Annotated in this window: 21 protein-coding genes; 13 read left to right on the plus strand and 8 right to left on the minus strand. The window is 65.4% G+C overall.

Annotated features, from left to right (window positions below; all coding sequences use genetic code 11):
* Positions 1-3 precede the first annotated feature (3 nt).
* The 3 genes from HYH08_RS26380 (at position 4) to HYH08_RS26390 (ending at position 4894) form a co-directional block, all read left to right on the plus strand.
* Positions 4-765 (plus strand): MotE family protein, encoded by a 762-nt coding sequence (locus HYH08_RS26380; protein ID WP_220012754.1) that lies wholly within the window; start codon positions 4-6, stop codon positions 763-765.
* A gap of 103 nt (positions 766-868) precedes the next feature.
* Positions 869-4582 carry a tetratricopeptide repeat protein gene (locus tag HYH08_RS26385; RefSeq protein ID WP_220012878.1) on the plus strand — a complete coding sequence of 1238 codons (3714 nt, stop codon included), beginning with the start codon at positions 869-871 and terminating at the stop codon, positions 4580-4582.
* Positions 4583-4660: 78 nt separating this feature from the next.
* Positions 4661-4894 carry a hypothetical protein gene (locus HYH08_RS26390; protein WP_220012755.1) on the plus strand — a complete coding sequence of 78 codons (234 nt, stop codon included), beginning with the start codon at positions 4661-4663 and terminating at the stop codon, positions 4892-4894.
* A 243-nt stretch (positions 4895-5137) separates the two neighbouring features.
* On the opposite strand, the gene fliP is transcribed toward HYH08_RS26390, so the two are convergent.
* Both fliP and HYH08_RS26400 read right to left on the minus strand, forming a co-directional pair.
* The gene (fliP, locus tag HYH08_RS26395; protein WP_220012756.1) at positions 5138-5896 is read right to left on the minus strand and encodes a flagellar type III secretion system pore protein FliP; all 759 of its coding nucleotides are present in this window, start codon (positions 5894-5896) and stop codon (positions 5138-5140) included.
* Positions 5893-6867: a flagellar biosynthetic protein FliO gene (locus HYH08_RS26400; protein ID WP_220012757.1), complete on the minus strand. Its 975-nt coding sequence runs from the start codon at positions 6865-6867 to the stop codon at positions 5893-5895. Before HYH08_RS26400 ends, fliP begins: the two co-directional genes overlap by 4 nt.
* Positions 6868-7219: 352 nt before the next feature.
* Here HYH08_RS26400 and flgB point away from each other — a divergent pair, with 352 nt between their 5' ends.
* The 9 genes from flgB to HYH08_RS26445 all read left to right on the plus strand — a co-directional run bounded on the left by flgB (position 7220) and on the right by HYH08_RS26445 (position 15651).
* A complete protein-coding gene (gene flgB / locus HYH08_RS26405; RefSeq protein ID WP_220012758.1) occupies positions 7220-7624 on the plus strand; it encodes a flagellar basal body rod protein FlgB in 405 nt (134 codons plus the stop codon).
* Positions 7625-7639: 15 nt separating this feature from the next.
* Complete coding sequence (flgC, locus tag HYH08_RS26410; RefSeq protein ID WP_220012759.1) at positions 7640-8065, plus strand: flagellar basal body rod protein FlgC; 426 nt, start codon at positions 7640-7642, stop codon at positions 8063-8065.
* 16 nt (positions 8066-8081) lie between these two features.
* The gene (gene fliE / locus HYH08_RS26415; RefSeq protein WP_220012760.1) at positions 8082-8396 is read left to right on the plus strand and encodes a flagellar hook-basal body complex protein FliE; all 315 of its coding nucleotides are present in this window, start codon (positions 8082-8084) and stop codon (positions 8394-8396) included.
* Positions 8397-8533: 137 nt separating this feature from the next.
* The gene (gene fliQ, locus HYH08_RS26420) at positions 8534-8797 is read left to right on the plus strand and encodes a flagellar biosynthesis protein FliQ (protein WP_011088555.1); all 264 of its coding nucleotides are present in this window, start codon (positions 8534-8536) and stop codon (positions 8795-8797) included.
* Between the two features lie 17 nt (positions 8798-8814).
* Positions 8815-9585, plus strand: a complete 771-nt coding sequence (gene fliR, locus HYH08_RS26425) for a flagellar biosynthetic protein FliR (protein WP_220012761.1) — start codon at positions 8815-8817, stop codon at positions 9583-9585.
* Positions 9586-9594: 9 nt separating this feature from the next.
* Positions 9595-10674, plus strand: a complete 1080-nt coding sequence (gene flhB, locus HYH08_RS26430; protein WP_220012762.1) for a flagellar biosynthesis protein FlhB — start codon at positions 9595-9597, stop codon at positions 10672-10674.
* 155 nt (positions 10675-10829) lie between these two features.
* Positions 10830-13415 (plus strand): cell cycle histidine kinase CckA, encoded by a 2586-nt coding sequence (cckA, locus tag HYH08_RS26435; protein ID WP_220012763.1) that lies wholly within the window; start codon positions 10830-10832, stop codon positions 13413-13415.
* A gap of 189 nt (positions 13416-13604) precedes the next feature.
* A complete protein-coding gene (locus tag HYH08_RS26440; protein ID WP_220012764.1) occupies positions 13605-14633 on the plus strand; it encodes a Tim44 domain-containing protein in 1029 nt (342 codons plus the stop codon).
* Between the two features lie 313 nt (positions 14634-14946).
* Complete coding sequence (locus HYH08_RS26445; RefSeq protein ID WP_220012765.1) at positions 14947-15651, plus strand: glutathione S-transferase; 705 nt, start codon at positions 14947-14949, stop codon at positions 15649-15651.
* Positions 15652-15906: 255 nt separating this feature from the next.
* Here HYH08_RS26445 and HYH08_RS26450 read toward each other — a convergent pair whose 3' ends face one another.
* Together HYH08_RS26450 and HYH08_RS26455 are read right to left on the minus strand one after the other, a co-directional pair.
* On the minus strand, positions 15907-16080 hold the full coding sequence (locus HYH08_RS26450) for a hypothetical protein (RefSeq protein ID WP_167358184.1): 174 nt from the start codon (positions 16078-16080) through the stop codon (positions 15907-15909).
* Positions 16081-16425: 345 nt separating this feature from the next.
* Positions 16426-16899, minus strand: a complete 474-nt coding sequence (locus HYH08_RS26455; protein ID WP_220012766.1) for a hypothetical protein — start codon at positions 16897-16899, stop codon at positions 16426-16428.
* A gap of 211 nt (positions 16900-17110) precedes the next feature.
* Between HYH08_RS26455 and HYH08_RS26460 the strand changes: the two genes are divergently transcribed.
* Positions 17111-18766 (plus strand): fumarate hydratase, encoded by a 1656-nt coding sequence (locus HYH08_RS26460; protein ID WP_220012767.1) that lies wholly within the window; start codon positions 17111-17113, stop codon positions 18764-18766.
* A gap of 159 nt (positions 18767-18925) precedes the next feature.
* On the opposite strand, the gene HYH08_RS26465 is transcribed toward HYH08_RS26460, so the two are convergent.
* From HYH08_RS26465 to HYH08_RS26480, 4 genes are all read right to left on the minus strand, one after another.
* Positions 18926-19843, minus strand: a complete 918-nt coding sequence (locus HYH08_RS26465) for an SH3 domain-containing protein (protein ID WP_220012768.1) — start codon at positions 19841-19843, stop codon at positions 18926-18928.
* Positions 19844-19858: 15 nt separating this feature from the next.
* On the minus strand, positions 19859-20155 hold the full coding sequence (locus HYH08_RS26470; protein ID WP_220012769.1) for a hypothetical protein: 297 nt from the start codon (positions 20153-20155) through the stop codon (positions 19859-19861).
* Positions 20156-20257: 102 nt separating this feature from the next.
* A complete protein-coding gene (locus tag HYH08_RS26475) occupies positions 20258-20812 on the minus strand; it encodes an inner membrane-spanning protein YciB (RefSeq protein ID WP_220012770.1) in 555 nt (184 codons plus the stop codon).
* A 12-nt stretch (positions 20813-20824) separates the two neighbouring features.
* A complete protein-coding gene (locus tag HYH08_RS26480; protein WP_220012771.1) occupies positions 20825-21400 on the minus strand; it encodes a hypothetical protein in 576 nt (191 codons plus the stop codon).
* Between the last annotated feature and the right edge of the window lie 62 nt (positions 21401-21462).

Genomic DNA, 21462 nt, shown 5'->3' on the forward strand with positions numbered 1-21462 from the left:
GGTATGAAGTCGTTTCGTAACATCCGCGTCATTCCGGTCGTCCTGGTCGCCGTCGCAGGCCTCGCCACGCTCAAGGTGGCGGGCCTCGTGATCAATGGCGGCTATGTGTTCGACTACCAGCCGAACCAGCTGAAGAAGTCCTGGGCACAGGAGAACCTGAACTTCCCGACCGGCCGCGAGGAACCCGATATCACGGGATCGACCCATGGCGCGCCGAAGGAAGCACCCAAGCCGGCGGCTCCCGAGACCAAGGTCGAGGGCGGTACCCCGGTCAAGTTGGACGAGACGCCGCAGATCTCCGCCTCCGAGCGCGCGATCCTCGAGCGCTTGCAGTCGCGCCGCCAGGAGATCGAGTCGCGCCAGCGCGAGATCGACATCCGCGAGAGCCTGCTCAAATCGGCCGAGAAGCGCATCGAGAGCAAGGTCGAGGAGATGAAGGCGGTGGAATCCCGCATCTCGGCGACCCAGGCCGAGCAGAAGGCCGCCGAAGCCCAGCGCATGAAGGGCCTCGTCACGATGTATGAAGGCATGAAGCCGAAGGACGCCGCGCGGGTATTCGACCGGCTCGAGATGGGCGTGCTGATCGAGATCGCCTCGGCGATCGCGCCGCGCAAGATGTCGGACATTATGGGACTGATGTCGCCGGAGGCCGCCGAGCGGCTCACCGTCGAGATGGCCCGAAGGGCCAATGGCGGCGGCGATCAATCGGCTTCAGTCGGCGACCTGCCCAAGATCGACGGCAAGCCGACGCAAAAGCCGAATTGAGGGCTCATACTTAAGAAGTCCTTAATTGGCAAAACCTACATTCGAGGGCATCGGCCGGCATCAGCTGCCGGCGTGGACCGCCGAACCGGAAGATATGCCGCCAATGGCGCGAGAGGCTGCCGCTGGATTTGTGTCGCGAGCCCGCGCCCTGGCGCGGGGGCTGCCGCGTCATGTCCGCAGCGCATCCGTGCTGGCAGCCTGCCTGCTGATCGGCTTCGGTGCGCCTGTCCGGGCTGCGGATGCGATCCGGGGTGAGGCGAGCTTTTCGTCCGGCGGCGGCTTTGCCCGTCTCGTCATCAAGCTCGGCGAGGACGTTCCTTCCGAGGTGACGACGGCCGGCTCCATCCTCGTCATCCGTTTCGATCGGCCCGTCGACGTTCCCGTCGATCGCGTGCCGGAAGGGGCGCCCGACTACGTCAACTCCGCCCGCCGCGATCCCGATGGCGGCGCCATCCGCCTGTCGCTGGCGCGGCGCGTCACCGTCAACACCATGAATGCCGGCGAGCGCACGTTCATCGATCTCCTGCCCGAGGGCTGGAAGGGGCCGCCGCCGAGCCTGCCGATGGACGTGGTGAAGGAGCTCGCCGAGCGCGCCCGCGTCGCCGAACGCGCCTTGCGGGCCCAGCGCGCCGCAGCCGAGACCAAGAAGCGTCCGCCGATCCGCGTGCGCGCCTCGATCCAGCCGACCTTCGTGCGCTTCGTGTTCGAGATGCCTGATGGTGTCGGCGTCTCCTCGGTGCTCAACGAGCAGAAGCTCACGCTCGCCTTCAACGCCAATCTCAGCTTTGACCTCGCCGATGCGGTGGTCGCCGCGCCGCCGAACGTTGCCTCGATCAAGCAGAAGGCGGACATCGACCAGACCAACGTCGAGATCGCCCTGATCGGCGATTCCGACGTGCACTCCTTCCGCGACGACAAGAACTACGTCGTCGACGTCTCCTACCAGCCCGACAAGGGCAAGATGGCGGCAACGGCCGAGTCCTTGATGGCACAGGCCAAGCCTGCCGCTCCGGGGCACGGACCCGCGCCGGCCGCGGACAAGCCGGCGGCCGAGAAGAAGGACGCCCATCGCGAGATCGCGCCGCCGACCTCCGAGACGATCGCACGCGAAGCCAAGATCGAGGTCAAGCCCGAGGCGAAGTCCGAAGCTCCGGTCGCGATACCAGCCGCCGAAGCGCCGAAGCCTGCGCCAGCTCCCGTCGCTGAAGCGCCCAAGGAAGTTGCGAAGGAAACTGCGAAGCCTGCGCCGGCCGTTGCCGAAGTGCCGAAAGAGGTCGTGAAGGAAGCGCCGAAAGAGCCGGTCAAGGAAGCTGCGAAGGAGCCCGTCAAGGCCGCGCCCGCCGAGATGCCGGCCCCAGTCGCCCCGCAAGTCCCAATCGCCAGCGTCGATGCGCGCCGCGATAGCGACGGCCTGCGCGTCACGTTCCCGCTTCAGGTCTCGACGCCCGCGGCGGCATTCCGCCGCGGCGACACCGTGTGGCTGGTGTTCGATACGCCGAAGCCGATCGATGTCGAGGCGATCCGCACCAAGGGTGGCGCGATGATCGGCGAGGTCAGCCGCATGCCGCTCGAGAAGGGGCAGGCGATCCGCATCCGTCTGACCCGGCCACTGGTCTACTCGCTGACCAGCGAGGAGGTCGGCAAGGAGACCAACTGGCTCCTGACGCTTGCCGACAAGATCCAGGCGACGCCCCTGCCGCTGATGATGACGCGCAACATCACCGATCCCGCGCTCGCCAATATCGCGATCCCATTCGCCAATCCGGGCCTGCTGCACAAGCTGACCGATCCCGATGCCGGCGACATGCTTTATGTCGTCACCGGGCAGCGGCCGGTGCGCGGCTTCATCAAGCGGCAGGACCTCGTCGATCTCTCGCTGCTGGAATCCGCGCACGGCATCGCGATCCGCCTGAACTCCGACGAGGTCGGCGTCGAGGTCGGGTCCGACAAGGTCATTCTCGGCAAGAAGGGCGGGCTGACGCTGTCGCCGGTCGACATTTCCGCCGAGCGCGCACCGACTGCGGTGCGCCCGGTCTTCAGCCCGGAGGGCTGGCGCAAGGGCCAGTCGGAGAATTTCTGGGAGCGTCAGAGCGAGCTGGTCACGGCGATCTCGGCCGTCGAGCCGGCGCAGCGCTCGCTGCCACGGCTCGACCTCGCGCAGTTCTACATGTCGCGCGCGATGTATCACGAAGCCAAGGCCGTCACCGATTTGATGCTGGCCGATCCTCTCAACAAGGAGGAGAGTGGTGCGCTGATCATGCATGCGATCGCCAGCATTCTGATCGGCCGTCCCGCGCAGGGCCTGAAGGATCTCGCCAATCCCGTGATCGGCAACAGTCACGATTCCCAGCTCTGGAAAGCGCTCGCCTATGCGCGGCAGGGCAAATGGGCCGACGCGCGCGAAAAATTCAAGAACGTCGAATTCGCCATCGCCTCGCTGCCCCTCGACATCCAGCGCATCGTGACGATGGACGCGATGCGCGCCTCGCTCGAGGTGAAGGACTATGCCGGCGCCTCCAAGCGCCGCAGCGAGCTCGAAGTGGTCGGCGTCTCGCCCGAGGCTGCGCCCGGCTTTGCCGTGCTGCGCGGCCGGCTCGCCGAGGCACTCGGCCACGACAAGGACGCGCTCGACGACTACAAGTTCGCGGTCGCCTCGAATGACCGGCCCGCCGCGGCGGAAGCCAAGCAGCTCGAGGTCGCGCTGCGGCAGAAGCGCGACGAGATCAGCAAGGAAGATGCGCTGCGCGATCTCGAGACGCTGTCGATGACCTGGCGCGGCGACTCCATCGAGGTCAAGACGCTCCAGATGCTGGCGCAGCTGTACGCGGAGAGCGGGCGCTACCGGGATGCGCTCACCGCGGCCCGCACCGCAACCAGGCTCCAGCCGAACGCGGAAGCCTCGCGCCAGGCGCAGGATCTCGCCTCCGACCTGTTCACGCAGATCTTCCTGGGGCCGAAAGGCGACGAGCTGCCGGTGGTCGAGTCGCTCGGGTTGTTCTACGAGTTCCGCGAGCTGACGCCGATCGGCCGCCGCGGCGACGAGCTGATCCGCCGTCTCGCCGACCGTCTCGCCTCGATCGACCTGCTCGATCAGGCCGCCGAGCTCCTGCAATACCAGGTCGACCACCGCCTCGAAGGTGCCGCGCGTGCCCAGGTCGCCGCGCGCCTGTCCATGATCTATCTTGCCAACCGCAAGCCCGACAAGGCGATCACGGCGCTGCGCGCGAGCCGCATCAGCGATCTCTCCGGCGAGCTCCGGCAGCAGCGGCTGCTGCTGGAAGCACGCGCGCAGAGCGACGTCGGCCGTCACGACCTCGCGCTCGACATCGTCTCCAATGTCGCCGGACGCGAGGTGCTTCGCCTGCGCTCCGACATCTTCTGGGCGGCGCGGCGCTGGCGCGAATCCGCCGAGCAGATCGAGCTCTATTACGGCGACCGTTTTCGCGATTTCAAACCGCTGAATGCCGTGGAGAAGAGCGACATCATCCGCGCTGCGGTCGGCTATGCGCTTGCCGACGACTCGATCGGGCTGTCGCGCTTCCGCGAGAAATACGCGCCGCTGATGAGCGAGAGCGCCGACCGTCTCGCCTTCGACATCGCCAGCAAGCCGGCGGCGGCCTCGAGCGCCGAATTCGCCGAGATCGCCAAGCTCGCCGCCAGCGTCGACACGCTCGACGGCTTCCTGCGCGAGATGAAGCAGCGCTTCCCCGACGCCAGCGCCCGCGCCCCGGGCGCTCCGCAGGCCAAGGACGAAACCGATCACACCGGTTCGCTGCCCACGATCCCCGTCGTGCGCCAGATCAAGATGACGCGCTAGGAACTCTGCTACCTCCAGGCCTCTCGACAGGTGCCGCGCAAGGCGGCAACCTGATGTCCTTCATGCCGGGAGAAGACTATGAGCAAGCCTGCCAAGACCGAAGCCGAACTCATCGCCATGGCGCGCGCCGAATTGAAGGCCCATGTCGACGGCCCCGACCTCGCCATCTCCATCGTCCGCGACGGCGACAGCTGGGAGTTCCGCGCCGACGCCGATCAGACGACGCGCGACCGCCCCGGTTTCCCTGAAAGTGTCGCGATGCTGGTCCAGATCGGCGATCATCTCAGCAAGCAGTATGATGTGAAGGGGTAGGGCTGGTTTCTGCCGGCGTCCCTCCGCGCAAAGCGCGGCCCGACTGGTCGCCTCATTCTCCGTCATTGCGAGCGCAGCGACATGTCCGCCGTAGCTCTAGCGAAGGCGGAAGCAATCCGGAATTTTCTGCGGAAGCAGTCTGGATTGCTTCGTCGCAAGGGCTCCTCGCAATGACGGGGAGGGGGCGGAAGGGGTGTCGCTGGGGCGGAGAGGATGCGTAGCGTTTGCTCTCGCTGGCCTTGGTTATCCCCCGTAGCTCTGCACCAGGCTGCCCGCCACCAGCGACCAGCCGTCGACCAGCACGAAGAAGATCAGCTTGAACGGCAGCGAGATCGTTGCGGGTGGCAGCATCATCATGCCCATCGACATCAGGACCGAGGCGACGACAAGGTCGATGATCAGGAAGGGCAGGAACAACAGGAAGCCGATTTCGAAAGCGCGCTTCAGCTCGGAGATCATGAAGGCGGGGACGAGGATGCGGAGCGCGAGCTCGTCGGGGGTGGCCGGCGGCGCTTCGCCGGAGAGGTCCAGGAACAGCTTGAGGTCCTTCTCGCGCACGTTCTTCTGCATGAAGCCGCGCAAGGGGACGGAGGCGCGCTGGAGCGCGTCCTCGACGCTGATCTGATTGGCGACGAGCGGGCGGATGCCTTCGTCATAGGACTTTTGCAGGACCGGCCCCATCACGAAGAAGGTGAGGAACATCGCCAGCGCAATGATCACCGAGTTCGGCGGCGCGGTCGCCGTGCCCATCGCGGTGCGGAGCAACGACAGCACGACCACGATCCGCGTGAACGATGTCATCATGATCAGGATCGACGGCGCGATCGACAGCACGGTCAGCAGCGCGATCAGCTGGATCGCACGTTCGGTGACGCCGCCGCCACCAGCGCCGCCGCCGAGATTGATGCTGATGTCCTGCGCATGCGCAGGCATCGCCAGCAGCGCGGCGCCGATCAGACTGAAGGAAAAAACTACTCTACGCGGGAGGGCCGGCAGTCTCACGAAGACGGCTTCGGACGGCCGAGCAACGAGGCCATCTCGTCTTCGAGATTCTCAAAGCTGGTCTTTTCCGCGGCGGGTTTCGGAGGCGGCGCGGGTGGCGCCGGCGGCTCGCTACGTGCGGCGCGCGGGGGAGCGGACGGGGGCTCCGGCGCAACCGGTGGCGCAATCGTTTCGCCGGCCGGGCGGCGTAGCGCTGCCTCCAGCCGCTGCGCCATTTCGGCAAGATTTTGCTCGGCGTTCGAAGGCGTGGCGGCGGCGGGAGCCGGCGGCGGAACGGGCGGAGCCGGCGGCACGGGCGGAGGAGGCGGCGCGGCTGCGCGCTCAGCGCGCACCGGCGGGACTTTCACCGGCTCGCTCGTGCGCGGTGGACGCGGCATCAGCGGCGGTTCGGGGCGGGCGACGCGCGGCGGCAGCGGCTCAGGCCGCAACTCGCGCTCGGGACGCGGCGCCAGCGGCTCGGGTGTAAACCCACCCAGCGACGGCTCGCTACGGCGCTCGGCCAGAGCAGGCGCGGGCCGGCGGACCTCGTCGGCGAAGGACGGGCGTGCGGGCCGCGGCGGCGGCTCGGGCATCTGCGGCTCGGGATGGTCGAGCAGCTCGGGACGGGGGGCTTCATCGGCCCAGCCGCCGGCATCGGGCATCGGGGCAAGGCGCGGCGGCTCGGCGGCGCTGGGACGCTGGGGAAGCTGGTCGCGCCCCGGCGCGGCGCGAACGATGTTGGGCTCGACGACGATGTCGGTGGGGCCGCCGATCATCAGCAGATGCTCGACATTGTCACGCCGGACCAGCACCAGGCGCCGACGGCCATCGACCGCGGCGGCATCGATCACCGCAAGGCGAGGCATCCGGCCGCGCTGGGTGTTAGCGCCGAGCCGCGTGTTGGCGAATCGGCGCACCAGCCAAGCGGCAAGGCCGATCAACGCCAGAACGACGATGAACGCGACAATGAAGGTGATAGGGCTACCGTTCATACTAGTCCCCGGCAAATGGCGCTTCTTTCGTGCCCATGGTCAGATGCGCCAACCACCGGCGTAGGATGCCCCAAACTGCGATTTCTTAACGTCCCGCGGCAAGTTTTGCCGTCCCCAACTCTTAATAACCTATGAATCGCTCGATCCAAAACGACTTCTTGGCCTGCGCATGCGCCGCCAAGCGGTTGGGTTAATGCCGCTTTTGGGAGCGTAGAATCACGGGGCACGACCTCGTGTTCCGCCGGGGGACAGCCGCCCATGCGAGCCTTAACCACCTGTTAACCATACACGCGGCAAATTCTGCCTAGCTTCGGACCCCAAGGTCCGAGGCGAGGCGGAAGGAGCCGCGACGATGTCCATCAACGACCTCCCGGTGCTGTCGGCGCTTCGCACCAAGATGCAGTGGCACCAGGAGCGCCAGCGCGTCCTGTCCGAGAACGTCTCGAACTCCGATACGCCCAAATTCCGGCCGCGCGACCTGGTCGAGCCCAAGCTCGACAAGACGGGCGCGGTCACGGGCTCGATGGGCCCGCTGAAGATGGCCGTCACCAGCGCCTCCCACATGACGCCCTCGGGCGCGGCCAGCGGATTCGACCAGAACAAGAATGCAGGCTTCGAGACCCGCCCCGCGGGCAACGCCGTCAATCTCGAAGAGGAGATGATGAAGGCCGCCAGCAACCAGATGGATTACGCCGCGGCGACCTCGCTCTATTCGAAGAGCCTGCACCTGCTCAAGACCGCGATCGGCAAGGGCTAGAGCTGGAGATAGATCATGGCGAATGACAGCAGCGACTTTGCCCGCTCGATGGCGATTGCGACCTCGGGCCTGCGCGCGCAGGCCGGGCGCATGCGGGTGATCTCGGAAAACATCGCGAATGCGGATTCGACCGCGCAATCGGCTGGCGGCGATCCCTATAGGCGCAAGGTGCCGACTTTCTCTTCGGCGCTGGACCGCACGCTCGACGCGCAGGTCGTCACCCTCGGCCGGATCAAGCCCGACCAGTCGGATTTCCGCGTCAAGTACGAGCCGAACAATCCGGCGGCGGATGCGGCCGGCAACGTCAAATATCCCAACGTGAACTCGGTGGTCGAGATGACCGACATGCGCGATGCGCAGCGGTCCTACGAGGCCAATCTCAACATCATCAGTGCGACGCGCCGGATGATCCAGCGCACGCTCGACATTCTCAAGAGCTGAACAGGACATCTGAGCCATGGCATCACCGTCAGTCGCCGCCAATGCTTATGCCAACCTCGCCCGCGTGCTGGAGAACACCGGCGCCGGTGCCGGCAAGGGCAGCGAAGCCAGCGGGCAGTCTTTCGCCTCGCTTTTGAAAGACGCCGTCGGCAGCGTCATGGAGTCCGGCCGCAAGTCGGATGCGCAGACGGTGGCAATGGCCGCCGGCAAGGCCAATGTGATGGACGTGGTGACGGCGGTCGCCGACACCGACGTTGCGGTGTCCACGCTGGTCTCGGTCCGCGACCGCGTGATCGCGGCGTATGAAGACATCATGAAGATGCCGATCTGATTGGTCCTGTCATTCCGGGGCGCGCGCAGCGCGAGCCCGGAATCCATGGTGCCACCGACGATGTCGCGAGATGGATTCCGGGTTCTCGCTCCGCGAGCCCCGGGAATGACGAAACAATTCACAGCGAGAATTCAAAAATGACCGGACCGGAAACCCTCGACGTCGCCCGTGATGCGATCTGGACCATTGTGATCGTGTCGTCGCCGCTGATGGTGGTTGGCCTCGTGGTCGGCGTCATCGTGTCGCTGTTCCAGGCGCTCACGCAGATCCAGGAGCAGACGCTGATCTACGTGCCGAAGATCCTGGCCATCTTCGCCACGATGCTGCTCGCGCTACCGTTCATGGCCGACTCGCTGCACGCGCACATGCTGCGGATCTCGTCGCGAATCATCGGCGGCTGAGGCACTATGCGCTCACCATGCGCATCGACGTCTCGCTGCTGCCGGCGCTCGCCGCTTCCTTCATGCTCGCCTTCGCCCGGGTCGGCGCGATGGTGATGCTGCTGCCGGGTCTCGGCGAGACCAATATTCCGACGCGCATCAAACTGTCGATCGCGCTGTTGCTGACGCTGATCATCCTGCCGCTGCATCGGGGAGCCTACAATGTCGACATGGGCTCGCTGGCGCCTCTGCTGGTTCTGATGCTCCATGAGATCGTGATCGGCATCGTGCTGGGAGCGACCGCGCGCGTGACGCTGTCGGCGCTGCAGGTCGCAGGCGCCGTCATCGCACAGCAGATGGGGCTCGGTTTCGTCACCTCGGTCGATCCGACACAGGGACAACAGGGCGTGCTGGTCGGCAACTTCCTGACCATGCTGGGCGTGACGCTGCTGTTTGCCACCGACAGCCATCATCTGGTGATCGCGGCGCTGAACGACAGCTACACGATCTTCTCGCCGGGCGAGACCGTGTCGAGCGGCGATGTCGCTGCGCTCGCGACGCGTGCCTTCGCCGCCGCGTTCCGGCTCGGCCTGCAGCTCTCCGGGCCATTTCTGGTGTTCGGCCTCGTCTTCAACATCGGGCTTGGGGTGCTGGCGCGGCTGATGCCGCAGATGCAGGTCTATTTCGTCGGCGTGCCGCTCTCGATCTTCGCCGGTTTCCTGGTGCTCGCCGTGGTGCTCACCGCGATGATGGGCACCTACCTGGATTACTTCATCGGTGTGATGCACCAGATGATGCCGCTGAAATAAGAGGGATCGATGGCGGAAGACAACGATCCGGAGAGTCAAACAGAAGACCCGACACAAAAGCGGCTCGACGAGGCGCTCGAACGCGGCGACGTTGCGAAGAGCCAGGAGATCAACACCTGGTTCATGATCGCGGGCGGCACGCTGGTGGTCTCGACCTTCTCGGGCTCGGTCGGGAGCGGGCTGGTGACGCCGATGCGGAACCTGCTCGCCAATTCCTGGATGATCAAGACCGACGGCAAGGCTCTGCTCGCGCTGATGCAGCAGATCGAGTTTGCCGTGCTCGCCGCGATCGGCGTGCCCCTGTTGATGCTGGTTCTGGCGGCCATTGCCGGCAACATGCTCCAGCACCGCCTGGTGTGGTCGGCCGAATCCCTCAAGCCCAAATTCAGCAAGCTATCGCCGCTCGAGGGTTTCAAGCGCATCTTCGGCAAGCAGGCGGCCGCGAATTTCCTCAAGGGTCTCGGCAAGCTGATCGTGCTCGGCGTGGTCATGACCACGATCCTCTGGCCGGAGCGGCATCGCATGGAGGCGATGGTCAAGCTCGACCCCGCAGCCATGCTCGGTGCCACCACCAGCCTGACCGTCCATCTGCTCGGCGCGGTGGTCGCGGCGCTCGCCATCATCGCGATCGGCGACTATTTCTTCCAGTATCGCAGCTGGTTCCAGCGGCAGAAGATGTCGCTCCAGGAGATCAAGGAAGAGTTCAAGCAGTCCGAAGGCGACCCCCACATCAAGGGCAAGCTCCGGCAATTGCGCCAGCAGCGATCCAAGAAGCGCATGATGGCGGCGGTTCCCAAGGCGTCCGTGATCATCACCAACCCGACCCACTATTCGGTGGCGTTGTCCTACGAGCGCGGCATGTCGGCGCCGATTTGCGTCGCCAAGGGCGTCGACAACCTCGCTTTCAAGATCCGGGAGATCGCGCGCGCGCACGACATCCCGATCGTCGAGAACGTGCCGCTGGCGCGCGCGCTCTACGCCACCGTCGACATCGACCAGGAAATCCCGACCGAGCACTATCATGCGGTCGCCGAGGTCATCGGCTACGTCATGCGGCTGAAACAGGGTTTCCGCGCCGGGCGCGGCTGACCCCCCCGAAAAGCAACGGAAATGGCCGTAATCTGGGAATCAGCGTACCTTTCACCCCCTGCTGCCCTTGCGCCTGCGGGGCCTCATGAGGCAGGGAAGGCCCTGCGCGCGCGGCAGCGCGTTGATTCTCTGTCGACAGGCTGCGCCAGCTCGAGATGACTGCTGAGACCGACCACGACCTTACGCGAGAGCCCGTTGCGGCGCACGAGCCGTCGCCGCGCTCGGGCAGCATTGCGCTGGTCCTGCTGGTGGCCGCCGGCCTCGTCGCCGTCGCCATCGGGCTGATGACGCTCGGACGCGCGGCTGCACAGCCCTATATCCTCGGCATCCTCGCCGTGCTGGCGATGGTCGGCCTGTTCAATTTGTTCGCTTTCGCCGCCGGCATCATTCGCTTCGTCGACCGCAATTTCGACGATCCCGTGATGGGGCGCATCGCCGACCACGCCTTCGACGGCCTCGCCGTCACCGATCCCCGCGGCCATGTGGTCTATTCCAATGCGGCCTATCTGACCCTGACCGGCGCCGCCGGCCCGCAGGACGTGCGTCCCGTCGAGCGCGTGTTCATCGGCAACCCCGACGTCTCCGAAGCCGTGTTCCGCCTGCTCAAGGCCGCGCGCGAAGGAAAACGGCAGCAGGAAGAGGTCCGCATCTCCGGCCAGGACGGCAGCCAGGGCCGCTGGCTGCGCATGCGCGTGCGCCCGCTCGGCACGGGGAAGCGCGAAACGAAATACGCTGTGTGGTCGATCGCCGACATCACCCGCGACCGCGAGCGCCAGGAGGACGTGTTCCAGGAGCTCCAGCACGCCATCGAATATCTCGACCACGCGCCCTGCGGCTTCTTCTCGGTCAATCCGTCCGGCGAGCTCGCTTACGTCAACGCGACGCTGGCGAACTGGCTCGACTATGATCTCGCCGAGATCGGCTCGGGCGGGCTGAAGCTCACCGACATCGTCTCCGGCGACGGGGCCGCGCTGCTCACCGCGATCGTGGCGGTGCCCGGCGAGGTGAAGACGGAAGTCTTCGACATCGACCTGCGCATGCGCAACGGCAAGACCATGCCGGTGCGGCTCTATCACAAGCTCGCCTTCGGCGCCGACGGCGCGCCGGGACCGTCGCGCACGCTCGTCATCAGCCGGGCCCGCGACGAGCGCAGCGATCCCGACCGTGCCGCCGAAGTGCGCTTCATGCGCTTCTTCGACCACACGCCGATGGCGATCGCGACCGTCGACCGCGCCGGCAATGTCGTGCGCGCCAATGCGCGCTACGCCAAGCTCGGGCAGGCGCTCGGGCTCGACACCAGCAGCAAGTCGATCTTCCGCGCGGTCAATTCGCGCGACCGCCATCTCCTGATCGCGGCGATCAACCAGGCCGCTGAGGGCCGGGCCGACATCGCACCGGTCGAAGTGGCGCTGGAAGGACCCAAGGAGCGCTGGGGCCAGTTCTTCGTCACGCCGGTGGACGCGGCCGAGAACGATGCGGAAGCGGCCATCGTGCACATGCTCGAGACCACCGAGCGGCGCGCGCTCGAAAACCAGATCAACCAGTCACAGAAGATGGAGACGGTCGGCCAGCTCGCCGGCGGCATCGCCCACGACTTCAACAACGTGCTCTCCGCCATCATGATGGCGAACGACTTCCTGCTGAACGCGCACAAGCCGACCGATCCGTCGTTCCAGGATATCATGCAGATCAAGCAGAACGCGACGCGGGCCGCCACCCTGGTGCGGCAGCTGCTGGCGTTCTCGCGGCGGCAGACGCTGCGGCCGCAGGTGCTCGATCTTGGCGATGCTTTGTCCGATCTCGCCATGCTGCTGCGCCGCCTGATCGGCGAGAAGGTCAAGCAGGAGACCATCCACGGCCGCGACCTCTGGCCGGTGAAGGTCGACGTCTCGCAGTTCGAGCAGGTGATCGTCAACCTCGCGGTGAACGCGCGCGACGCCATGCCGGAAGGCGGCAAGCTGATCATCCGCACCGCCAACGTCACTGCGGACGAAGCCGCCAAGCTCGCCTACAAGGGCATGCCGCCAGCGGACTATGTGCGGATCGAGGTTGCCGACACCGGCACCGGCATTCCCGCCGATATTCGCGACAAGATCTTCGAGCCGTTCTTCTCGACGAAAGAAGTCGGCAAGGGCACCGGCCTCGGACTCTCCACCGTCTACGGCATCGTCAAGCAGACCGGCGGCTTCATCTATGTCGATTCCGAGCCGGGGCAGGGCACATCGTTCCACATCTTCCTGCCGCGCCATCACCCCGAAGCCGACGTGCAGGTCGAGCAGCCCGCGGCGGCCGCCGTCGCGAGCAATGGCGCTGCGAAGGAAGCTGCGCCGGCGGCCGTGGAAACGAAGCCCAAGACCGACCTCACGGGGCAGGGTACGATCCTCCTGGTCGAGGACGAGGAGGGATTGCGCGCCCTCAACGCACGCGGCCTGCGCTCGCGTGGCTACACCGTGGTCGAGGCCGAGAACGGCGTCGAGGCCATGGAGGTGCTGGATGAGCAGAGCGGCGACATCGATCTCGTCGTCTCCGACGTCGTGATGCCGGAGATGGATGGCCCGACGCTGCTCAAGGCGATGCGCGAGAAAAATCCCGACATCAAGTTCATCTTCGTCTCCGGCTACGCCGAAGACGCCTTCGAGAAGAGCCTGCCCGAGGGGCAGCAGTTCGACTTCCTGCCAAAACCGTTCACGCTCAGTCAGCTCGTGGCGGCCGTGAAGGAGACGATGACGAAGCAGGGGTGAGGCGGCATTCCGCCGCCGCGTTCTCCGCTATCCCGCCGGTAACGGGCGACCCTCGTTCCCTCGCGGATCCGGCCAAACCCCCGTCAAATATGGGCTTTTGCCACATCCCCGCGACTGAGGGCCGCAGCCACAAGTTCCGAAACCGTCTTCACTTTTCGGGAAGTCTGCCCATCTTAGGGGCACGTCCCCATGCCGGGGATTTGGGAAACGCACATGACTTTCTCGCAACGCTCCCGCTCTCTGTTCAAGACGATCGCCGTCGTGCTGGCGCTTGCGCTGCCGACCGCGCTCGCCATCTCGTCCGCTGACGCCCGCGTCGGCGGCGGCATGTCGTCGGGGTCGCGCGGCTCGCGCACCTTTTCGGCGCCGCCGTCGACCACGACCGCGCCGGGCTCGACCTCGCAGTTCAACCGCACCTACACCCAGCCGGGCTCAGGCATGAACTCGGCCGCCACTGCGCCCGCGCGCGGCGGCCTGTTCGGCCGCGCCGGCGGCTTCATGGGCGGCCTTGCGGCCGGCTTCCTCGGCGCAGGCCTGCTCGGCATGCTGTTCGGCGGCGGCCTGTTCGGCGGCCTCGGCGGCCTGTCGTCGATCCTCGGTCTGATCATCCAGATCGTGCTGGTGGTGTTCGTGGTGCGGCTGGCGATGTCGTGGTGGCAGCGCCGCCACACGCCGCAGGCGGCCTATGCCAACGCTGACGCGGGTCGCGGCCCTGGACCGCAGACGAACTATCGCAGCGGCCTAGGCGGTGGGCTCGGCAGCGGACTTGGCAGCGGACTTGGCGGCTTCGGTTTCGGCGGCAACAACAACGCGCCGCTCGAGATCAAGCCGGACGACTATGAAGCGTTCGAGCGCCTGCTCGGCGAGGTCCAGGCCGCATGGTCGAACGAGGACGTTGCCAAGCTGCACACGCTCGCGACGCCGGAAATGGTCTCCTATTTCGAGCAGGATCTCGGCCAGAACCGCGCGCGCAACGTCGTCAACAAGGTCACCAATGTGAAGCTGCTCCAGGGCGACCTCGCGGAAGCCTGGCGCGAAGGCGAGACCGACTACGCCACGGTGGCGCTGCGCTTCGCGCTCACCGACAAGACGCTCGACCGCAACACCGGAGCGATCGTCGCCGGCAGCGAGCAGCCGGGCGAGGCGACCGAGATCTGGACCTTTGCCCGCCGTCCGGGCGGCAATTGGGAACTGTCGGCGATCCAGCAGACCAACTGACCGCTGACGAGATGACAAACGAGGGCGTCGTGCGCACTGCACGGCGCCCTTTTTTGTTGTCGGACGCTTTCTGCGCCCGTCATTGCGAGCGCCGCGACTTGTCCGCCGAAGCCTTCGGCGAAGGCGGAAGCAATCGAATCTTCCGCGGAGCCAGTCTGGATTGCTTTGTCGCCAGCGCAAAATTGCTTCGCAATTTTGTCGCGGGCTCCTCGCAATGACGGAGATTGCGGCGACGCCGTTCGTCTCGCCCTGACGGAACCTTGTGCTGCATGTTACATTGGTCCGCTCGCTCCCACGCTCACGGACCTCTCTCATGAAATACGAACTCTACTATTGGCCGGAGATCGAGGGCCGCGGCGAATATGTGCGGCTGGCGCTGGAGGAGGCGGGGGCGGCCTATGTCGACGTGGCTCGTGGCCCGCGCGGCACCAGCGCCATGATGAAAATGATGGAGGCGAAGGGCACGCCGCCTTTCGCACCGCCGTTCCTGAAAGCGGGCAAGCTCGTGATCGGCCAGACCGCCAACATCCTGCTTTACCTAGGCAGCCGCCACGGCCTCGCGCCGAAGACGGAGGCGGGAAAGCTATGGTTGCACCAGCTTCAGCTCACCATCACCGACTTCGTGGTGGAGATTCACGACACCCATCATCCGCTCGGCCCCTCGCTCTATTACGAGGACCAGAAGCCGGCGGCGAAGAAGCGCACCGCCGAGTTCTGGGACGAGCGCGTGCCGAAGTTTCTCGGCTATTTCGAACGGCTGCTCGCGGACAATCGCGGAGCCTACGTCACGGGCCGCAAACTGACCTATGTTGATCTGTCGCTGTTCCAGATCGTCGCAGGGCTGCGCTATGCCTTCCCCAAGCGCATGACGGCGTTCGAGAAAGATGTCCCCGGCCTCGTCGGCCTGCACGACCGCGTCGCCACGCGGCCGAACATCAAGGCCTATCTTGCCAGCGAACGGCGCATTGCCTTCAACGAGCAGGGCATCTTCCGCCGCTACAAGGAGCTGGATAATTAGCCGGAACGTCGCGGACCAGATTGATCGTTTGAATCGCTGGGGACGAGATCATGCTCGTCGGGACAGGGTGGCTCGCAGAACATCGTCGCGTCTGCGCTTGCGTGGTGCGGGTTCGCTCTAGCGAGGTTCGGTTGCGACGACCTCTCTCTCACCGGGGCGCGCGCCATTGTGATCCCGCGATCCGGCGAAGATGCGGCCGGACACGCGAAAAGCCCGATCGACCGGATCGGGCGCTTCAACGCAGGAAGGACCGGATCAGGCGAGCTGATCGATCCGCGTGCCCTGACCCGGCGGCAGCGGCGCGGGTGGCGGCGGCTTGTAGGTCGGGTCGTTGTCTTTCGTCTTGGTCTGGTCGTCCTGCTGCTTGGTCGTGTCGTAGCTCGGAACCACGATCGCGATCGGCGGCGGTGCTACGGTCGAAACACTCATCCACAAATCCTCACAGATGGAAACAATTGACCCTGCGCCTGGAGGAGCGAAATTTCCTTCAAGCCAATCGTTAAAATGCGAGGGAGTTGGTGGGGCGGGAAGGAGGCTATTCTTGCGTCTCATCCGCGCCGTGTTTGGGGCAACGACAAATCTCTCCCCGTCATTGCGAGGAGCTCGCGACAAAATTGCGTAGCAATTTTACGCTGATGCGACGAAGCAATCCAGAATCTTTCCGCAGAGACAGTCTGGATTGCTTCGCTGCGCTCGCAATGACGGAGTGTGTGGCGAGCGGCGTCGCGATGCGTCCGCACCCTCGTCCCCGGCAAGCGAGAAGCAGCCCCCCTTCTACTCGTCCTTGCCGCGCGTAATCGCGATCGACGCGTCCGTCTTGGTGCGGGTGCATTCCATGTTGAGCCGCCGGTAGCGCATCGTGATCTTGTCCCCGCGGAGCAGGCCCATCCGCTTCAGGCAGCGTGTCGCGCCGGTCGTGGTGTCGTCCTTCGTCACCGTGAAGACGATCGCTGCCATCGATCCAACCAGTGCAAAGAACTCCGGCGTCGGCTTGCGATCGCCCTTGGCGTAGAGCTCGATCGAATATTTGTCGCCGCGGCAACCTACCGACAGCTCCTTGGCCGCGGGATGGGTGAGGTAGACGATGTTGCCGGCGCGGAAATTCACCTTGAGGCGGTCGATCTGGTTCGCCAGCTCCTTGGCGCTGTCGTCGCAGCGGTCGGCGCGCGCAGGCGAGGCGAGGGTCACAAGGCCGGTGATGGCGGCGGCGACCAGGATCGCGCCGCGGAGGTTCAGTTTGAAAATCATGATGAAAAGCCCCTTAGGGCGCGCATTCAAGCGTCCGCGGCCGCGAAGCGCAAGAGTGGGAATGGTCCTTTCCACGCGCTGTGCCAAGGCCATCCCGAGCCCCAGCCACCATTTCGCATGCACAACAGTCCCTTTCTTTTCTGCCGGAAATGGGCTTAGAACGTTTCTATGCTGAGAGCCCGCGAGGGCTCCAAAACCCCTGGATTTACCCATGAACGCTCCCACCGCCTTCCCCGATTCCTCAAAGCCCGTCCCGCCCTACAAGCACACCCCGCTGTTCCCGTTGGGCAAGGACGAGACTCCCTATAAGAAGATCACGACCGAAGGCGTACGGGTCGAGAAAGTCCTGGGCAAGGACATGCTGGTGGTGTCACGCGAGGCGCTGCGGGCGCTGTCGGAGGCGGCTTTTGGCGACATCAACCACTATCTGCGGCCGGGACATCTGAAGCAGCTCCGCGCCATCCTGGAGGACGGCGAGGCGAGCCCGAACGACAAGTTCGTCGCGCTGGACTTTTTGAAGAACGCCAACATCGCCGCCGGCGGCGTGCTGCCGATGTGCCAGGACACCGGCACCGCGATCATCATGGGCAAGAAGGGCTGCAACGTCATTACCGACGGTGACGACGAAGCGGCGCTGTCGGAAGGCGCGCGGGACGCTTATCTGCGCCGTAATCTGCGCTACTCGCAGGTCGCGCCGCTCTCGATGTACGAGGAGAAGAACACCGCCAATAACATGCCGGCGCAGTGCGAGATCTACGCCGAGGGTGACGACGCCTACAAGTTCATGTTCATGGCGAAGGGCGGCGGCTCCGCCAACAAGAGCTTTCTGTTCCAGGCGACGCCCTCGGTGCTGACCAAGGACCGGCTGCTCGCCTTCCTGAAGGAGAAGATCCTCACCCTAGGTACTGCAGCGTGCCCGCCTTATCATCTTGCCATTGTGATCGGCGGCACCTCAGCCGAGCTCTGCATGAAGACGGTGAAGCTCGCCTCCGCCCGCTATCTCGACGCGCTGCCGACCCACGGCTCGCCCGACGGCAACGCCTTCCGCGACGTCGAGATGGAGAAGGAAATCCACAAGATGACGCAGTCGCTCGGCGTCGGCGCGCAGTTCGGCGGCAAATATTTCTGCCACGACGTCCGCGTGATCCGCATGCCGCGGCATGGCGCTTCGCTGCCGATCGGGCTTGGCGTGTCGTGCTCCGCGGACCGCCAGGTGCTCGGCAAGATCACCAAGGAGGGCGTCTATCTCGAGGAGCTCGAGCACAACCCGGCGCAATACCTGCCGCAAGTTGAAGAGTCGCTCGGCGGCGAGGTCGTCAAGATCGACCTCAACCAGCCGATGAAGGACATTCTGGCGACTTTCTCGAAATACCCGATCAAGACCCGCGTCTCGATGACCGGCACCATGATCGTCGCGCGCGACAGCGCGCACGCCAAGCTGCGTGAGCGGCTGGAGAAGGGCGAGCCGCTGCCTGATTACTTCAAGAACCACCCGGTCTATTACGCCGGTCCCGCCAAGACGCCCGAGGGCTACGCCTCAGGCGCGTTCGGTCCGACCACCGCGGGCCGCATGGATTCCTTCGTCGACCAGTTCCAGGCCGCCGGCGGATCGATGGTGATGGTGGCCAAGGGCAACCGCGCGCCGGCCGTGCGCGAAGCCTGCAAGAAGTATGGCGGCTTCTATCTCGGCTCGATCGGCGGCGCGGCGGCGAACCTCGCCGAGCACTGCATCAAGAAGGTCGAGGTGCTCGAATATCCCGAACTCGGCATGGAAGCGATCTGGCGCATCGAAGTCGTTGACTTCCCGGCGTTCATCATCATCGATGACAAGGGGAACGACTTCTTCAAGGAGTTGAACCTGGGCTAGCTGCCTTTTCACCTCGCCCCGCTTGCGGGGAGAGGTCGGACTTTGCGCGTGCGCAAAGTCCGGGTGAGGGGGACTCTCCGCGAGTCCAGCTGTCACTGCCCTCGCGGAGACTCCCCCTCACCCCAACCCTCTCCCCGCAAGCGGGGCGAGGGAGAAGAGCTAGCTACAATTCGTGACCTGGTTGGAGCACAGCGCGCGCCACCAGCCGCGGACGCCGTCCTGGCTCTCGACCAGGCCCCAGAGGCCGCTGCACGCAAGGATACGCTTCGGGCCGCCATCGGTGTCGATCGCACCGCCCAGCTCGCGCTGCGCCGGCATCCATTTGGCATCGACGAAGGGGGCCTGGAAAAGTCCGCCCATGCGCGTTGCGCCATTCGCGTAGGATGCGCCGACCTTGTTGGAGGCAACCCAGCCGCGGCCTGCGTAAGGCTTCGGCGCGCTGCGTGGATAGCGCTTCTCGTCCTCGTAATCCTTGCCCGGCGGTTTTGCGCCTTCGATCAGGAACCAACCCTCCTTGAAACCGATGATGCGGAATTCGGTGAGCCAGCCGCCGTCGGGCGTGTTCTCGGCGCCGCCGAGCTTGAGCCGGTAGGGCGGTGGCAGCGTGCCGAGCACGCGCGCTTTCACTGACGGCTCGGCGCGGACGTTGAGGCCTTGCGGGTCCTTGTCGATCGACCAGGCGCCGAGATCGCAGGGTTCGGTGCCCTCCGGCAGGCTTGCGCGTTTCGCGGCGAGGTCGGCGTGGACCTTTGCGAAGTCGGTGTCGTCGTTATCAGGATCGGGTCCGCTACGCGGTTTCAACTCGGCCGAGACGGCACGCGTTGCATCCGGCGTCAGCGCAACGACGAGCGACTGACGCGCGGCAAACACGCTTGCCGGTGTCCTCGGATCGTTCGATGTCGCGGAATAGACGGCGAGATAACCGGTCGAGCCTTCGGTCCGGTAGGCAGCACCCGCGACATAGCCTGCGGGCACCATGGCGAGCGTGCTCGCGCGCCACGCCGGTTCCTGGTCATCCGCGCGCGCTTGTGTCGCGACACACAGAACCGCCGCCGCGATGAGACCACACGCACGCATCGATGCAGCGCGGCCTTACGCCCGCGCACCCGTGAAGGGAAAGCTGCCCATCGGGCCGATGCCCATCTCGCCGCTGATGCTGTCGCCGGCGACGGTGCCGGTGAATTCGAGCGTGAGCGGCATCGGGTTGGTGATCGAGACCTTCCATGAGACGTTGTCGCCGGAGACGGTGCCGTCGAAAATCTCGGCGGTATTTCCTTCCGCACCCTGCGTGCCCGTGAGCGTGCCGCCCGCGGCCTTCAAGGTCAGCGTCGCCTGGCGCTCGCCCATGGGCGTCGTCATGGTCAGATTCCAGTTGCCGTCTACGGCCATTTCCGTCTCCCAAAATCCCGGCCGGCCGCGATGATCCACGGCCAGTCCTGAGCGAGCCTATAGCCCAACCCGCAGCTGCTGCCTAACGCTCCGATAGGGCATTTAGGCGCGGGCGGCGGCACGCTTGCGACTGGTTACGATCAGGCGCAGGACGACATATTGCACGGCAAAGGCCAGGATCTTGGCGCCGCCCGCGACCACTGTGATGTAGAACGCCCACAGCTTCAGGTCGCCCGTGGCAGCCACCGCGATCATGCCGGCGCCGATCACGAACATCAGCGCCGCCCACGCATAGCCCGCGGCCGTGACATATTCCGGCACGGTCTCGACCACGATCGGCGGCATGTAGCGCAGCATCCAGCCGCGCTTGAGCATGATGGCGCCGATCGCGAAATGCGCGACCGACGGCTTTGCCAGCATGAAGCGCGGATCATTGGTGAGCAGCGTGATCGTACCCAGCACGACGACGAGCGCGAGGCTCGCATAGGTCATGTAGTTGAGCTGCTGCCCCTTGACGCGAGCGTAGATCACCTGCGCTGCCGCGCCGGCGATCGCCACCGACGTAGCCAGCACGATGTTGTCGGTGATCAGATAGATCACCAGGAAAATAATAGCGGAGAGGAAGTCGGAGGCGAGGCGGGCGAATACGTCCTTCATCGTCGATCCTGTTCAGCGGGCGTCGGGCAGCGCGGCGGTCGGTTTAGCGTACTTGATCTGGCGATATTCCGGATACCATTTTGTGAAGTAGATCGCGCTGTTGCGCGCGGCAAAAGCCACGGCAAGGCTCAACCAGAGCGGCAGGCCGGGGAAGTAGAGCAGCACGATGTTGGCGGCCGCCATCGCCAGCGCGGCCGCGGTCCATGCGCCGGTGATGACGTAGTTGGCGGTGAGGAAGCCGGGCATCGCCGCGATCTCGGCCGGCACCGATTCAACCGCATATTGCAGCGTGAAGGGGCGGCGGAGCAGCATCGAGCCGAGCGAGATGACGAAGATGCCGATGTCGACTGACAGCTTGACGCCGAGCGTGCCGAGCTGCGGATCGACCAGCGCAAGGTAGAGGGCGATGGCGGCAAACACGATCGCCGAGCCCGCCGCCAGGATCTTCACGGAGCGACCACGCGCGACATCGATCGCGACCGTGGCGAGGCAGATCGCGGAGCCCGCGAACACGCTCACCGTCGCCGACGTCACCAGCATGAGGAAGGTATAAGCGCCGTAGGGCGCGAGGATCAGGAAAATCGCCATGGGCCGCCTCGGCATGTAAATCTTTACAATGTAAAGATCAATAGTTCGGTAGCGGTGCCCGG

Source organism: Bradyrhizobium sp. BR 10289 (genome assembly GCF_019455385.1).
Classification (GTDB): Bacteria; Pseudomonadota; Alphaproteobacteria; order Rhizobiales; family Xanthobacteraceae; genus Bradyrhizobium.

What these genes read in the sequence shown, in the direction of transcription:
- HYH08_RS26380 (WP_220012754.1), top strand. Translation starts at nt 4, where the DNA reads ATGAAGTCGTTTCGTAACATCCGCGTCATTCCGGTCGTCCTGGTCGCC.
- HYH08_RS26385 (WP_220012878.1), top strand. Translation starts at nt 869, where the DNA reads ATGGCGCGAGAGGCTGCCGCTGGATTTGTGTCGCGAGCCCGCGCCCTG.
- HYH08_RS26390 (WP_220012755.1), top strand. Translation starts at nt 4,661, where the DNA reads ATGAGCAAGCCTGCCAAGACCGAAGCCGAACTCATCGCCATGGCGCGC.
- HYH08_RS26400 (WP_220012757.1), bottom strand. Translation starts at nt 6,867, where the DNA reads ATGAACGGTAGCCCTATCACCTTCATTGTCGCGTTCATCGTCGTTCTG.
- flgB (WP_220012758.1), top strand. Translation starts at nt 7,220, where the DNA reads ATGTCCATCAACGACCTCCCGGTGCTGTCGGCGCTTCGCACCAAGATG.
- flgC (WP_220012759.1), top strand. Translation starts at nt 7,640, where the DNA reads ATGGCGAATGACAGCAGCGACTTTGCCCGCTCGATGGCGATTGCGACC.
- fliE (WP_220012760.1), top strand. Translation starts at nt 8,082, where the DNA reads ATGGCATCACCGTCAGTCGCCGCCAATGCTTATGCCAACCTCGCCCGC.
- fliQ (WP_011088555.1), top strand. Translation starts at nt 8,534, where the DNA reads ATGACCGGACCGGAAACCCTCGACGTCGCCCGTGATGCGATCTGGACC.
- fliR (WP_220012761.1), top strand. Translation starts at nt 8,815, where the DNA reads ATGCGCATCGACGTCTCGCTGCTGCCGGCGCTCGCCGCTTCCTTCATG.
- flhB (WP_220012762.1), top strand. Translation starts at nt 9,595, where the DNA reads ATGGCGGAAGACAACGATCCGGAGAGTCAAACAGAAGACCCGACACAA.
- cckA (WP_220012763.1), top strand. Translation starts at nt 10,830, where the DNA reads ATGACTGCTGAGACCGACCACGACCTTACGCGAGAGCCCGTTGCGGCG.
- HYH08_RS26440 (WP_220012764.1), top strand. Translation starts at nt 13,605, where the DNA reads ATGCCGGGGATTTGGGAAACGCACATGACTTTCTCGCAACGCTCCCGC.
- HYH08_RS26445 (WP_220012765.1), top strand. Translation starts at nt 14,947, where the DNA reads ATGAAATACGAACTCTACTATTGGCCGGAGATCGAGGGCCGCGGCGAA.
- HYH08_RS26450 (WP_167358184.1), bottom strand. Translation starts at nt 16,080, where the DNA reads ATGAGTGTTTCGACCGTAGCACCGCCGCCGATCGCGATCGTGGTTCCG.
- HYH08_RS26455 (WP_220012766.1), bottom strand. Translation starts at nt 16,899, where the DNA reads ATGATTTTCAAACTGAACCTCCGCGGCGCGATCCTGGTCGCCGCCGCC.
- HYH08_RS26460 (WP_220012767.1), top strand. Translation starts at nt 17,111, where the DNA reads ATGAACGCTCCCACCGCCTTCCCCGATTCCTCAAAGCCCGTCCCGCCC.
- HYH08_RS26465 (WP_220012768.1), bottom strand. Translation starts at nt 19,843, where the DNA reads ATGCGTGCGTGTGGTCTCATCGCGGCGGCGGTTCTGTGTGTCGCGACA.
- HYH08_RS26470 (WP_220012769.1), bottom strand. Translation starts at nt 20,155, where the DNA reads ATGGCCGTAGACGGCAACTGGAATCTGACCATGACGACGCCCATGGGC.
- HYH08_RS26475 (WP_220012770.1), bottom strand. Translation starts at nt 20,812, where the DNA reads ATGAAGGACGTATTCGCCCGCCTCGCCTCCGACTTCCTCTCCGCTATT.
- HYH08_RS26480 (WP_220012771.1), bottom strand. Translation starts at nt 21,400, where the DNA reads ATGGCGATTTTCCTGATCCTCGCGCCCTACGGCGCTTATACCTTCCTC.